The sequence below is a fragment of the Carnimonas nigrificans ATCC BAA-78 genome, assembly GCF_000526695.1.
GTDB classification, from domain to species: Bacteria; Pseudomonadota; Gammaproteobacteria; order Pseudomonadales; family Halomonadaceae; genus Carnimonas; species Carnimonas nigrificans.
In genome coordinates this window covers 155149-168627 of the sequence record NZ_JAGO01000011.1, presented here as the reverse complement: position 1 = coordinate 168627, position 13479 = coordinate 155149, and the positions used below count along the sequence as shown (strand labels likewise).

Below are 13479 nucleotides of genomic sequence, written 5' to 3'. Positions count from 1 at the left end.
GCAAGGATCGTTTGACCTACTCAAAGCGCAACGCACTTACCTGTTTAACGCTAAGCTCGGTAATAAACGCGATGCGTTCATCCGAAAAATGGGTTTGTAGTAACAGATTGCGCGCAATTCTAAGCTGGCTTTCAATTCTGCCTGCCCGATAGTCCTGCGCTTGCCACACCTGCCCCACTTTTTGCTTTTGCTCTACCGCCAGCATGTTGTGTACCTCGCTCGGTTCAAGAAGAGCCTACCCTGCATCATTGTCGTGATACTTCGGTCGGTTTGGCAACAGCCCCTACCTTATCCATTGGGCTAACCTTCGCTCTAACCCGCACTTCTGCTACAGAAAAGATCAGAAACGCGCCGTCGAGTGCTGCACAAGGTAGAAAGGCAAGGCCACCAATCTGTTCAATAACGACCATTCGCATTGCGAAAGATGCGACACAAGCCCAGCCCGATCAAGCGAAACATGACGCGGGCATGGAGGAATTCAGCCAGGCCACGGATAGCAATACCCACTCGCTGCTCGGTAGCGGTAGCAGCCTTCCAGGCAAGGTAACAAGAGTATTTCGCTGAAGGAGGTTCTACTGCCGCAATAAGGCGGCAGCATTATTTGCTGGCGGGTAATCTATTGAGGCACCGCCTGCCCACGGCAGGTCTGCGAGCATCTGCCCATTCATTCACATTCACAACCACAACACATTCATCGTTAAAGGTCGTTGGATTATTGTGCGAACAAGGCAGCCATGTTCAATAAAGCGAAGCTTCCCCCCGAGGACGGGTTTTGAAGCGGCGATGCAGCCACAGATATTGCTCAGGATGGCGACGAATGGCCTGTTCGATGAACTCATTTACCTGCGTGGCGTCAGCAACGTCATCACCACTCGGGAAGTTTTCCAGCGCGGGAAGATATTCGAGCGTATAGGTGCGATTGTCGTCATTGCGGTGGAACATCAGTGGCATAACAGGCGCCCCTGTCATGCGAGCGATTTTCGCGGTGAGCTTGATGGTCGCGGCATTAATGCCAAAAAACGGCGCAAAAACACTCACCGAGCGACCGAAATCCTGATCGGGTGAGTACCATACGGCATGACCCGACTTGATTCGCCGCACAACGCCACGCAAATCGTGACGATCAATGGCCTGACCAAAAATATGGTTGCGGGCATTGGTCATAAAGGATTCAAACAGGGGATTGTTATGCGGGCGATACACCACATCCGCATCGAAAAACAGCGAGTGCAAGGCCCCGCCCAAATCCAGCGTCGAGAAGTGAATACCGATAATCAGCACGCCTTTGCCCTGCGCCTTGGCGCGCTCCATATGCTCGGTGCCCTTGAAGGTAACGCGATGGCGCAGGTGCTCAGGATCACGACACCAGCCCGTGGCAGTTTCAAACACGCCGATTCCATTGGAGTGGAAGATACGCTTCACCAGCGCCTGCTGTTCGCTCTCATTTAGTTCAGGGAAGCAGAGCCGCACGTTGGTCTCGGCAATATGACGCCGCCGCTTGATAAATCGGTAGCCGAATTCTCCCAGTGCACGCCCTAGCCATAGTTTGGCTTTCCAGGGCAGAAAGGCACTTGTACGCAACCCGGCAATCATCGCCCAGGTAGGCCAATAGGTGGGGTGCCATAAATGTTTGGGGAAATTCTTCTTTGCCATTAAACCCTAACCATTACCAGTAAAGAGAGCCGCTCAACCATTTCATGAGAAACGCAGCGCCAAAAGCGAGCATCGCGCCACACTCCATGTCTTACGTATTATGTCTTATGTGCTAAAAATTCGAGGAACTCGCGGCGTTACACCAGTCAGCAGCGTGTAATTGATGGTATCGCACCAGTTGGCTACCTCGGATACGCTCAGCTCAGCACCGTCGGGCGCTCTCCCCCACAGGGTAACGCGAGAACCGACATGAGCGTCTTCCAGATGCGAGATATCAACCGTCATCATATCCATGGAAACACGCCCTGCCAGTGGCGCACGTTTGCCCCCCACCAGCAGCGGCGTGCCTTCGCGCGCATGGCGGTCATAACCGTCACCGTAGCCACAGGCGACAACGCCAATACGCGTGGCGCGCGGTGCTACAAAACGCCCGCCATAGCCGACCGGCTCACCGGCGGCCACTTCACGCACTGCAATCAATTCACTCTCAAGCGTCATGACAGGCCGTAGCGTCTGACTATAGGGATTGGCCTGCTCAAGCGGGTCAGCGCCGTATAGCATCACGCCTGGCCGGTGCCACGTTCCAGCGCCTTGCAACGTGAGCGTTGCCGGTGAATTGGCGAGGCAGCAAGGCACCTGAAAACCTTCGCTCTCAAGCTGAGCGCGCAGCGCAGCAATATGCTCAAGCTGAATATCGCGATAGCGATGGTCAACGAGATCGGCGGTCGCAAAGTGGGTAATAAGGTGCATATCCATCGCTTTACCGCTGGCTGCCAGCGCTCTCCAGTTGCTCATGAACTCCTTCGCACTGAATCCCAGGCGATGCATACCGGAGTCGAACTTCAGCCAGGCGTGGACTGGTGCGGGCAAATCAGCATTGAGCAGAGCATCCACCTGCCACTGACTGTGTAGCGCTGTCCAGAAGCCCTGGCGCGCTATTTCAGGCAGCTCATCCGCTTCAAAAAAACCTTCCAGCAGCACAATCGGTTGCTGGATGCCGCCAGCGCGCAACGCCAGCGCTTCCTCAATGGACGCCACTGCAAAGGCCGGCGCCTGCCCTTCCAGCGCTTTGGCACACCGCAGCGCATCGTGACCGTAGGCGTTCGCTTTCAACACTGCAATCGCCCGGCTTTGCGGGAACAGGTCGCAGGCACACTGATAGTTATGGCGCAGCGCCGCAAGATCAATCAGGGCGCGTAATGGGCGGGACATGGCAGAAACCGACAATATCTGTAAACGAAGAGGAAGTCGCTGAAAGTACACGCGAGGCGTATAACCAGACGGTTGGCTATAAATGTACCAGAGAGAAACGCCCACCGTCGCAAAAACTGCTGGGCGGACATAAAAACACCTTCTGCCAACAGAATTTTCGGCAGAAGGTGTTTCATTGCTAGCGCATCATCAGCTAACTGCTGGAGTCTCAGGAACCCAGCTTGTTAACGTCGATGGAGGCATCGCCAATGGCCGGCACCAGCGAGTCGCCTTTGCCATCAAGACGAACCGGGGAGTTATCCTTGACCAGCCAGCTATTCAACGATTGCAGCGAGCCAACATCGAGGATACCGGCATTCTGGCGCAGCTGTAGCATGTTCAGCACATAGTCATAGCGAGCCGAGGAGTAAGCCTGCAAAGACGAGTAGTAGCTGTTTTGCGAGTTCAGCACGTCGAGAATGGTACGCGTGCCCACTTCATAGCCATCCTGGGTTGCCTTGAGTGAAGCACGGTTGGAGATAACTGCGCGCTTCTGCGCTTCAACCGAGAGCACATTGTTGTTCGACTGGGCAAAGAAGGAGCTGATGTTCTGTACCGTGCGACGCAGCTGCTCTTCCGCCTGGAACTGGGCCTGTTCAAGCTGATAGGTATTCTGATTGACCTGAGCGGAGGTAGAGCCACCAGAGTAAATCGGAATAGAGGCTTGCAGGCCGATCTGGTTTTCCTTGTTGAAGCCACGGTAACGGCTGGTACCGCCATAGCTCCAGGAAGCGACCGCATCAAGGGTCGGCAAGTGCCCTGCACGGGCAATCGCTACGTTGGCACGCGCAGAATCTATACCGGCACGCGCTGTTTTCAGGGCAAGGTTCTGGGAGTTACCCATTTCAACCCACGCTTCGCGATTGGCGGGCTTGGGCGACTCGATTGGCATGTCTTCGGAGAGCTTGTCGATACTGGGGTACTGCTTGCCAGTCAGCGCGGTCAAGGCATCAAAATCAACCGTCAGCGTGCTCTCCTGAGAGATACGAGTAGCACGAGCGGAGTCGTATGAAGCTTCTGCCTCGCGGAGATCGGTGGCAGCTACCACGCCCACGTCAAACTGCTCGCGAACCTGTTCAAGCTGGCGCTTGTAGGCCGCTTCAGCCGCGCGGTCGGTATCCAATAGCTCCTTCGCCCGCAATACGGTGAAATAGGCGTTGGCAACGTCAAACAGCAGCGTTTGACGGTTATTGGAGAAGTTTAGAATCTGCTGGGCAGTCTGACGCTTTGCAGCAGCCAGAGAGTACCAGTTGGTCGCATTGAAAAGCGATTGCGTCGCCTGAATGGTGACCGAGGATTCGTTATGCGTTTTATCCTCGGAACCACTGCTGGATGCGCCCGACACTCCCAACTCTTGCAGGATCTGCGAAGTATTTCCGCCGGTTTGCTCAGAGTTGGAGGTGTGGTTGCGGGAGACGGAAGCGGTTGCATTCACCTGAGGCAACAGCGCGCCCCGGGCAACGCCTTCACCCTCTCTGGTCGCATTCACACCAGCCTGATCACCCAGCAAACTGGCGTTATTGGTCAGCGCATCCTGCGCAATGGAGATGAGATCCGCAGCGCTAGCCACCTGCGGCACTAGCGAAACTCCCAGCACCAGAGGCAGCACTCTAAACTTCAGCATTGAGACTTTCCTGTAGAATATGAGCCTTGATTATCGTCAGCACTATAGTAATGGCTGTTCCTACTGCAAAACGACCTGCCAAGATGGGCGAATTCGCAGTTTCGATGGCGTTAATGTACCACAGATTATACAGATACATACATCGGCGCATGTAACAGGTTGAGCGCTGCCTGCCATCCACGCGCACCCAACCGCCTACAATTACTGATTGAAAATAGTGTCCAGCGAGAGCCCGCGCATCTCTAGCACGCGCCGCAATTTCTTCAATGCATCGGCCTGAATTTGCCGCACTCGCTCACGAGTGAGCCCTATTTCTTCCCCCACCTGCTCTAGCGTCGCAGCTTCGTGACCGCGCAAGCCAAAACGCCGTACCACCACTTCCTTCTGCTTCTCGGGCAATTCGTCAAGCCAGCCATTTACCTGTGACTTAACGTCGCTATCAAGCAGATTCGACTCTGGCCCCAGTTCATTGTCATCCACCAGAGTGTCGAGCAGCGGTTTATCGTTTCCACTACCAATAGGCAGATCCACCGAAGAGATACGCTCGTTTAACTTGAGCATTTTTTCAACTGCGGCTACCGAACGACGATCCAGATGGGCTGCAATGTCATCAGCGGTAGGCTCATGGTCGAGCCGCTGCGCCAGCTCGCGGGAAGCCCGAAGATAAACGTTAAGCTCTTTCACTACGTGAATGGGCAGACGAATGGTGCGCGTCTGATTCATCAAGGCACGCTCAATGGTTTGCCTGATCCACCAGGTAGCGTAGGTGGAGAAACGGAACCCCCGCTCAGGATCGAACTTCTCTACGGCGCGAATCAGGCCGAGATTACCCTCTTCAATGAGATCCAGCAGGGTCAGGCCACGATTCAGATAGCGTCGCGATATCTTGACGACCAGCCGAAGGTTGGACTCGATCATACGCGCCCGCCCTTCGGGGTCCCCTTTGCGCGCCAGGCGCCCGTAATAGACCTCTTCTTCCGGCTTCAACAGAGGAGAGCCGCCGATCTCGCTCAGATAGAGCTGGGTAGCATCGGGGCTGCCACTGATATTGCTCCGCCTGCCTTGAGAGGAACGCCGACTGCTTTCCTCAGTCGGCTCATCCCCTACAACGCTACCAACCTCGATCTCTTCCTCAAGAAGCTCATCCTCCGCGACGCCATCGTCATAGACGCCCGGTACTGCTTGAGCGTACTCGGGTACGCGCCCGGTGGTGAAGTTACTCTTGGCAATTGCGCACATAACGCCCCCCTTCATCCTTGAAAGCAGCGGGAGCAGAACAGCATGCTCCAGTCATATGTGTTGGTTAATTACACAACTTACACAATTCACACAACTAAACTTCTGGCCTACGTCTTCGGATCACATGCCTGTCAGGCACTTTCTTTCAACGGGTTACTATTGTTGTTTGGGCAGGTAGTTAAGCGGGTCCCTGGGCTTACCGTCCTGACGCACTTCAAAGTGCAGGTTGACCTGATCGGCCTCGGTACTGCCCATCGTGGCAATCTGCTGCCCGGTAACAACCACATCGCCCTCTTTCACATTGAGCGCGTTGTTATGCGCATAAGCACTCAGGAACGCATTGTTATGCTTGATGATAACCAGGTTGCCGTACCCTCTTACGCCATCACCTGCATATACGACCAGACCAGGCCCGGCTGCATGTACCGGTGTGCCCTGCTGCCCAGCGATGTCGATACCGGCAGTAATGTTCGACGAGTCAGAGAAGCGCTTGATGAGCCTGCCTTGAGCGGGCCACTGCCAATTGATGGTTTTGGCTGGCGTATACTTGCGATTCGGATCAGCCTGGGGTGCCTGCGACGCCTTGGCCACCTGCCCGGCACTGTTGTTCTGCGTGCTATTGGAGGCAGAAGTGTTGTTTGCTGAACTGCCACCATTCGCATTCGCCGCAGCCGCCGCTCCAGCAGCGCCTGCATTAACAGTAGCGCCCTGTGCCGCGTTGTTACCGGACTGGGTCGCGTTTACCTGCTGACCGCTGCTGTTGGCACCCGTATTGGAGGAAGGCAACAGCCAACTGTCATCCTGACCACTCCCCTGCTGAGCCTGACCGGACTGCCCTGCCGACTGACCGGCATTGGTATTACTGCTCTGAATGGGAGCTGAATCATCCCCCAGTCCTTGCGTTTGTGTACCGTTAGCAGCCGCAGTAGCACCACTGTTGCCTGACGGCGCACCTTCACTCAGCTTAAGCTCCTGCCCAACATGGATGGCGTAAGGAGGCTGAATATTGTTGATGCGCGCCAGCTCGTCGTACTTCATGTTCTCGCGCCATGCGATGCTATAGAGCGTATCGCCGCTACGTACCTGGTACGTGCTTGGCTGGCTGGAAGTACCGGCATTGCCTGCGCTGGAGGAGCCATCTGATGCCGAGGAGGCACTTCCGCCTACCGAGGCCCCGTTGCTGAAAGAAGCATTTTCGATGGAAGGGTTATTCATGTTGCTTTGACAACCGGCCAATACCGCTGCCAATGCGATGGCACTTACTGCGCCCACTTTTTTGTGCGATCGCCACTGCTGTACGAAAGCCGGCTTGTCCATACCTTTCATCTTCGCCATCAAAAACTCACTCCTTGTCACCACATCAGCCGAGGCATCCCGCCAGCCCGATCACTCAACCATACTTATCGTGTCACGATGATGGTCCAACAGTATAGGAAAAAGCAATACACAGGAAAAAGGCGGGCTTTCAGGCTAACGTTAACATGCTGTTCATTTATGTCGTAGCGCTATTGGCTATTCCACCACACCGTCCAACAGAGGGACGAATCTCACCGGCTCAAGGTACGCGGCCCTGACGCCTTTCGCTGTCTTGCGCACCCTGACCAGCCGCTGCTCACCATGCGCTGGATCACCATGCGCTGGATCACCATCAGGAGAGTCCAGCACCGGTGCTATCACCACCCCACCGAGCGCGAGTTGATCGACCCATTCTGAGTGAATTCCTCGCGCACAGGCGGTTACCAGAATGACATCGAAGGGCGCCTGGGCAGGCCAGCCTTCGCGACCGTCAGCATGACGCAGCCGGACATTCGTAATGCCAAGACGCTGTAGCCGCGTGCGTGCGCGAATGCTCATCGCCTCGATACGTTCAACGCTGAAGACGCTCTCAAAGCGTTTTGCCAACAGCCATGTCTGGAAGCCCGAGCCAGTGCCGATCTCCAGCACACGACGGGGCGCTTCCTTGCATACCAGCTCCGTCATCCGCGCCACGATCCAGGGCTGCGACAGCGTTTGCCCATATCCGATTGGTACCGACTCGGCCCGATAAGCGTGGTCGCAGAACGCCTGTTCAACGAACAGATGACGCGGGGCCTGCGCCATCAACTCCAGCACCGATTCATCACGAATTCCCGCTCCCCTGAGCGACTCAACCATACGGTCTCGTATGCGCTGAGAGGTAATGCCTATCCCCGAAATTTCGGCACTACTAAAGCGACCTGCCATTGACTGACGATCCCTGTAAGTCATCCAAAAAGAATACGAGTTAACCCAACGCTCAAGGGCGCACCGTCTACGCGCCGCGACTACAGTCCTGGCGCAGCGATCAGCTCACGCAGCACCGCCGTAGCATAGCCGCCTCGCATCAGGCCAAAGCCCAGCAGCGCGCCCTGCTCGGTACGCTGCCAAACGGGTTCGATCAATCGTAGACGCAGCGCTCGGCGCGCCATCGCGACGCCTGCGCGCTCCAGCCCGGCGATCATATCCTGTTCCTGTGTCACGCTATGCAGTTCAACATCACGCGCCTGAGCAGCGCTCTCCAGCTTCCCTTTACCCCACAAGGGTGCAGTGGGGTGAATATCCTGAGCAGCAGCGCGTTCCGTCAATTCATCCATCGACGCATCGGCTCCCGAAAAGAAGCTGGCGCTGCCATCCAGATTAACGACCTCTCCCTCCAAAGGCGTGCACCAGCTACCCGAGGAGATACGCTCTGCAAGAGTAAGATTGAATAAGTAGCTGCGCGCCGAGGAGAGCAGCATTCCATGCCGATCAGCGCGCTTATGCCAGCCTTTTGCCAGCAGAGTGCGCGCCCGCTCAACATTAAGCCCGGCATGACCGAAACGCTGCGCCCCGAAGTAGTTGGGAACGCCGGTTTGCTGCACATGCTGCCAGCGCTCGAACACCTGTTCCTCATCACAGGCATCAAACTCGATGGCGATCTCGAAGCGATTGGTACGGTGACTCCCCCGCTTGAGCTTGCGCGGGTGCGGCACGGCCTTGAGCACCTTAACGCCCTGACTGGCAAGGCGTTCAAGGCTCTGCTGCGTTGGCGGTTCGGACAGCGGAAATGACAGCCATTGACGCGTTAGCGCCATCCGATCCTTGAGGCCGCTGTAGCCTACATCGCGCTCGCGCACTCCGAATTCCCTGGCGCATAGCGAGATAGCGCGGAGCGTTTCCACCCCCTCTTTCTCAATCCAGCACCACAGGTGATCGCCGTGCTGTTCAGGCTCGAATCCCAACTGTTCGATCACCACGAACTGCTCGGGAGATTGCTTGAACTGGCCGGCAGGAGGATTGGCCCGAGCGTGCGCCCAGTCAGGCAAAGATGTGGACATCACTGGCGCTGCGCGCTGCTATTGCCAGCGCCCCCACTGCTATCGACATCGCCTTCGTTGTCGTCAGGCTGCGCGTCCTGCGGGGTATTGGCGACATCAGGCACCCACATGAACTGCTCATCGTTGCGCACCATGCCAAGATCATTGCGACTGCGCTCTTCAATCGCATCGAGGCCGTTTTTCAAATCGACCACTTCGGCAGCCAGCTGATCGTTGCGATCGCGGAGCTGGTCATCGTTCTGCTGCATGACATCCACTCGCGAAGTGATATTGCGCAGCTCAAAAATACCGCCTTCTCCCATCCACAGGTGATACTGCAATAGCGCAAGCAGCACCAGCAGCGCCAAAGAGACCCACTTCAGCATTGATTTACATCCATTAGGTTGTAGCCCGGTTGCACCGTTTCGGACGGTAATTGCCAACACATGATGCCAGACGACATAAACACCACGGCGCGATCAGATCAGAAATCCAGCCACAATGGTACCCAACAAGCGAATAAGACTCCACGCAAACTCGTGCTATCACACCGCTCATCGGCACAAGACAGCGTCACTTCACCTGGGCTTCATATCGAACCGTTGGCACCTGCAATACGATATGGGCCGAACTGGGCCGAATCGGTGTAGCATGAAGCCTGTCTCTCAGGCCGCTCAGGTAACCATCATGAATCAGCCATCCCCTGCTGCCCTTCCCTCCCTTGACGCTATTGTCGCGCGCATTGAGCGCTATTCACCGCGCATCCTGGAAGGAGAATGGCAGCGTGCAGCGGTGCTGGTGTGCCTGCTGGACAAGGCTTCGCCCACGCTGCTGTTCACGCAGCGCCACTCGGGGCTAAGCAGCCATGCGGGGCAAGTGGCCTTTCCCGGCGGCAAAAGGGATGGTCAGGAAAATCTTGAGCAGTGCGCGCTGCGCGAATCCTATGAAGAGACGGGGCTTGCTGCCGAGAACGTCACCGTGATCGGTCGGTTAAGCGAGGTGGTATCAATGCACGGTATCGCTGTCACCCCCTTTGTTGCCGTTGCCACGGGCGCCTGCGACCTCTCTCCGAACCCTGGAGAAGTAGCCCACATTTTCGATATTCCGCTGCAATTTCTGGCCTCGGACCCGCGCGAAACCACCGACATCATGCGCTTCAGCGATCAGCCGTCTCTCTTCATTCCGCGCTATCGCTATCAGGACTATACCTTGTGGGGGCTTTCGGCGATGATAACCGCCGAATTCATGCGCGTCGGGCTGGGAATGAATGTCTCCCTTCTCCGCGCCCCCGCCTTTGCGCCAACGAGAGAGCTTACCACCGTAAGTGCCTCTCGCTATCCTTCGGACTATTGGACGTGATACAGAATCCTGAGGCTCCCGCCGCCCTGAATGCAGCGGTAGTGGAGCAGTTGATCGACGGTTTGGCTGAATCGGGCTACGCCGTGATCCCCAATGCCTTGCCCATTGCGGAGTGCCGGGCGTTAGCCCTTGAGCTCAATACGCTACGCCACCAGCAGGAGCTGAACAGTGCGGGCATTGGCCGTGGTCGCCAGCATGTACAGCGTCGTGATATTCGCGGCGACCGTATCCACTGGCTGGATCGCTCCAGCGACGCTCAGCGCAACTACTTTGCGATGATTGAATCACTGCGTATCGAAATCAATCGCAGCCTGTTTCTGGGCCTGTTTGAGCTTGAAGCGCACTTCGCCTTCTACCCACCGGGCAGCTTTTATAAATGCCATTTCGATAGCTTTGAAGGCCGCAGTAACCGCGTCGTCTCAAGCGTTCTCTATCTCAATGAAGAGTGGCCCCAGGGCAGCGGCGGTGAAATGGCGCTCTACCCTCAAAGCGAGCGGTTACCCGATGCCAGCGTCGCGCCGCTTGAAATCGTTACGCCGAAACTCGGCACCCTGACGTGCTTTCTTTCCGAGCGCGTGCCTCATGAGGTGCTACCGACACGGCTGCCGCGCCTCAGTATCGCCGGCTGGTTCAGACGCAATGCATCAATTGGCGGCACCATCGACCCTGAGTTTTAAATCAAGGGGGCGTTAATCAACGATGATTGCAAGTCATCATATAGAAAGAGCAAATAGCAGGAAGAGAAAATAAAAGAAATGGCACACTCAACGGTGTGCCAGATGATTTATGGTTCGGGAAGGCGTGTTGTATTCGAGGATGACAGATAATTCTCCCAGAGTTCATGCATTCTTTTTTGCAGGGCTGAATTAACGCACTCCTTGTATGCGCCGTTCGAAGTACGTCTTGCCGTATTTTTACACTCTCGTTTTGTTACCGATATAAACTTGCCATTCTCGCGAAATAAATTGGTGCCGCCAGAGTGCCCTTTCCCCTGCGCATCGAGCTGCCCTTGAGCCTCACGCGTATATACCTGAAGCTTCGCTATATTTTTCCCTATTGGGTCGCTTATGTCAGGAGGGGTCACCTCTTCTGCCACAACGCTGTTGGACAGTAACAAGGCGCAACAAAGAGAGAATACAGAAAGAATATTAACGTAGCCTTTAACCATAAACATAGCTCCCTATATGATAGTCACCGGCTAATCCTACTGGTTTTTTTATCGTTATGCAGCCACTCGCCTGTTGCTCCCAGGAGTGGCTTTTCCATCTGGCATGTCGCCTTTTGTTACTTGACCTACCCTTCATCGCGAAATGACAGAAGGGTAACGTAATGCTTCTTTTAGCCATGTGGACCTGTCATTTTATAGGCTTGCCATACAGGAAAAGGCTGGCGCAATTCTGGCTAAAACGGCAAAAACAGGAAGCCGGTTAAAGCAAAGCCCCAGCGATAAGCCGGGGCTTTGTCAGTAGCACGAATACCCTTTCAGACAGCCGCTGATTACTCAGGAGCACGCTTCGCGTTGGCAGCGCCCATATCATCCTGACGCGGCGCAGGTATTTCTTCCTCTTCGGACAGCATCCGTAGCTCCTCCAGCGGCGTCCCTTCCCGCGCCAACTGCCGCTCAATAATCAGCGCCTGCTCTTCCGCGATTTCACGCTCGGCATCTTCTTCATGAGCATCCAGCTCAGCCTGCGCTTGCTGCGATGCCTCAATCAGTTCCTGAGTTACCCCTAGCTCAGCCCCCACTGCCGAATGTGCAGGAGCGGGGAAGAACGGAGCCATCGGTTGCGGAGCGGGTCGCTGCGAACGTCGCCAGCCGAAGAAGACAAGCAGCACAGCCAGCACCGCGCCAATTCCGACAAAAAGGCCATTATTGCCCATACCACTCATCAGCGGCGTAATCAGCGGCGCAGAAACTGCCGCGCCCAGCGAGTTAATCAGCAACATGCCCTGGGTCATGCCCACCAGCGTTTCAGGGGGCGCACGATCCGCCGAATGGCTCATGGATACGGGATATAGCGCGAAGAGGCACCCTCCCACCAGAAACAGGGCCACCATCAGCGTTATATAGCCAACGGCAGCCAAGGGAGCCAGCAGCACCAGCACCAACATCACCGCCGCAATAATAATCAGCACCCACTGCCGGTCATGCTGATCAGACCAGCGCCCGATCGGGTACTGAAGCGCCATCCCACCGATAATCACCATCGCCATCAAGACCCCGATCTGATCGAGGCTATAACCACCACCGCTTTGCAGATAGAGCGGCAACAGGCTATACACCGCCCCCATCAGAATGCCCGACCCGAAGGCCCCTGCCACCCCTGTGGGAGTAATGCGTGCCAGTTTGAATGGCGATAACGGCTCAGCGAAGTCGATCAAGGGAGAGAGGCGCGGAATAATCGCGATGGGCAACAGCGACAGCGCTGCCAGCATGCCGATCACCACAAACGGCATTACCGCCGCTGCCGTGCCAGGGGTATCGTCGAATAGCCCGATAAAAAGCTGGCCCATGGCCAGAGCGCCATAGTACGAGATCATGTAGAAGGCGAGAACGCGCCCGCGCTGATGCTTGGCAGCACCGGTCAGCAGCCAGCTTTCAATCACCAGATAGACGCCCACCGTTGCCAGCCCGCACAGCAAGCGCAGCAAAAACCACCAGTAGACATTTACCCAGAGCGCCTGCGCCAGCGAGGAGACCGCCACAATCGCAGCGAAGCAGGCATAGGCCCGAATATAGCCGATGCGCAGCAGCAAACGCTCATTGAACAGCGCCCCAATACAAAGCCCCGCGTAATAGGCGGCAGAGATAAGCCCGATGGCCCCTACCGAGACGCCGCTAGAGGCGAGACGCAGCGGCACCAGGGTAGACAGGAAGCCATTACCCAGCGCAATGATGAAAAGCCCTAGCAGGGGGGGAAATATCAACGCAAGCATCTGACGCGCCATTTGACAGCCTCACACAGTCAACCAGAAACGACGAACTACATACGAAAAATAGCGGCTGGCGGTGATACCACAAGGCCAATCGCAGCGCCT

Annotated in this window: 13 protein-coding genes; 2 read left to right on the top strand and 11 right to left on the bottom strand. The window is 56.1% G+C overall.

Annotated features, from left to right (window positions below; translation table 11 throughout):
• Positions 1-16: 16 nt before the first annotated feature.
• From L881_RS0104455 to ftsB, 9 genes are all read right to left on the bottom strand, one after another.
• Positions 17-205, bottom strand: coding sequence for a hypothetical protein (locus L881_RS0104455; protein ID WP_025732516.1), 189 nt, complete (start codon positions 203-205; stop codon positions 17-19).
• Between the two features lie 533 nt (positions 206-738).
• Complete coding sequence (gene lpxL, locus L881_RS0104450; protein WP_025732515.1) at positions 739-1653, bottom strand: LpxL/LpxP family Kdo(2)-lipid IV(A) lauroyl/palmitoleoyl acyltransferase; 915 nt, start codon at positions 1651-1653, stop codon at positions 739-741.
• A 105-nt stretch (positions 1654-1758) separates the two neighbouring features.
• Entirely contained in the window at positions 1759-2865 is a 1107-nt protein-coding gene (gene alr / locus L881_RS0104445) for an alanine racemase (protein WP_025732514.1), read from the bottom strand.
• Positions 2866-3073: 208 nt separating this feature from the next.
• On the bottom strand, positions 3074-4528 hold the full coding sequence (locus L881_RS0104440; RefSeq protein WP_025732513.1) for a TolC family outer membrane protein: 1455 nt from the start codon (positions 4526-4528) through the stop codon (positions 3074-3076).
• A 201-nt stretch (positions 4529-4729) separates the two neighbouring features.
• Positions 4730-5767 carry an RNA polymerase sigma factor RpoS gene (gene rpoS, locus L881_RS0104430; protein WP_025732512.1) on the bottom strand — a complete coding sequence of 346 codons (1038 nt, stop codon included), beginning with the start codon at positions 5765-5767 and terminating at the stop codon, positions 4730-4732.
• 156 nt (positions 5768-5923) lie between these two features.
• The gene (locus L881_RS12820) at positions 5924-7102 is read right to left on the bottom strand and encodes a peptidoglycan DD-metalloendopeptidase family protein (protein WP_025732511.1); all 1179 of its coding nucleotides are present in this window, start codon (positions 7100-7102) and stop codon (positions 5924-5926) included.
• A gap of 177 nt (positions 7103-7279) precedes the next feature.
• Positions 7280-7990: a protein-L-isoaspartate(D-aspartate) O-methyltransferase gene (locus L881_RS0104420; RefSeq protein ID WP_025732510.1), complete on the bottom strand. Its 711-nt coding sequence runs from the start codon at positions 7988-7990 to the stop codon at positions 7280-7282.
• A gap of 80 nt (positions 7991-8070) precedes the next feature.
• Complete coding sequence (truD, locus tag L881_RS0104415; protein WP_025732509.1) at positions 8071-9102, bottom strand: tRNA pseudouridine(13) synthase TruD; 1032 nt, start codon at positions 9100-9102, stop codon at positions 8071-8073.
• Positions 9102-9467, bottom strand: a complete 366-nt coding sequence (gene ftsB / locus L881_RS0104410) for a cell division protein FtsB (RefSeq protein ID WP_025732508.1) — start codon at positions 9465-9467, stop codon at positions 9102-9104. The genes truD and ftsB overlap by 1 nt, the downstream gene beginning before the upstream one ends.
• A 301-nt stretch (positions 9468-9768) precedes the next feature.
• Here ftsB and L881_RS0104405 point away from each other — a divergent pair, with 301 nt between their 5' ends.
• Positions 9769-10440 (top strand): NUDIX hydrolase, encoded by a 672-nt coding sequence (locus L881_RS0104405; protein WP_025732507.1) that lies wholly within the window; start codon positions 9769-9771, stop codon positions 10438-10440.
• Positions 10437-11117, top strand: coding sequence for a 2OG-Fe(II) oxygenase (locus L881_RS0104400; RefSeq protein WP_051464789.1), 681 nt, complete (start codon positions 10437-10439; stop codon positions 11115-11117). The genes L881_RS0104405 and L881_RS0104400 overlap by 4 nt, the downstream gene beginning before the upstream one ends.
• Before the next feature lie 107 nt (positions 11118-11224).
• Here L881_RS0104400 and L881_RS0104395 read toward each other — a convergent pair whose 3' ends face one another.
• Positions 11225-11608: a hypothetical protein gene (locus tag L881_RS0104395; RefSeq protein WP_025732505.1), complete on the bottom strand. Its 384-nt coding sequence runs from the start codon at positions 11606-11608 to the stop codon at positions 11225-11227.
• 329 nt (positions 11609-11937) lie between these two features.
• Entirely contained in the window at positions 11938-13377 is a 1440-nt protein-coding gene (locus L881_RS0104390) for an MFS transporter (RefSeq protein ID WP_156926497.1), read from the bottom strand.
• Between the last annotated feature and the right edge of the window lie 102 nt (positions 13378-13479).

Coding starts and splice junctions, on each gene's coding strand:
- truD (WP_025732509.1), bottom strand. CDS start 9,102: ATGTCCACATCTTTGCCTGACTGGGCGCACGCTCGGGCCAATCCTCCT.
- ftsB (WP_025732508.1), bottom strand. CDS start 9,467: ATGCTGAAGTGGGTCTCTTTGGCGCTGCTGGTGCTGCTTGCGCTATTG.
- L881_RS0104405 (WP_025732507.1), top strand. CDS start 9,769: ATGAATCAGCCATCCCCTGCTGCCCTTCCCTCCCTTGACGCTATTGTC.
- L881_RS0104395 (WP_025732505.1), bottom strand. CDS start 11,608: ATGGTTAAAGGCTACGTTAATATTCTTTCTGTATTCTCTCTTTGTTGC.
- lpxL (WP_025732515.1), bottom strand. CDS start 1,653: ATGGCAAAGAAGAATTTCCCCAAACATTTATGGCACCCCACCTATTGG.
- L881_RS0104455 (WP_025732516.1), bottom strand. CDS start 205: ATGCTGGCGGTAGAGCAAAAGCAAAAAGTGGGGCAGGTGTGGCAAGCG.
- rpoS (WP_025732512.1), bottom strand. CDS start 5,767: ATGTGCGCAATTGCCAAGAGTAACTTCACCACCGGGCGCGTACCCGAG.
- L881_RS0104420 (WP_025732510.1), bottom strand. CDS start 7,990: ATGGCAGGTCGCTTTAGTAGTGCCGAAATTTCGGGGATAGGCATTACC.
- L881_RS0104390 (WP_156926497.1), bottom strand. CDS start 13,377: ATGCTTGCGTTGATATTTCCCCCCCTGCTAGGGCTTTTCATCATTGCG.
- L881_RS0104440 (WP_025732513.1), bottom strand. CDS start 4,528: ATGCTGAAGTTTAGAGTGCTGCCTCTGGTGCTGGGAGTTTCGCTAGTG.
- alr (WP_025732514.1), bottom strand. CDS start 2,865: ATGTCCCGCCCATTACGCGCCCTGATTGATCTTGCGGCGCTGCGCCAT.
- L881_RS12820 (WP_025732511.1), bottom strand. CDS start 7,102: ATGGCGAAGATGAAAGGTATGGACAAGCCGGCTTTCGTACAGCAGTGG.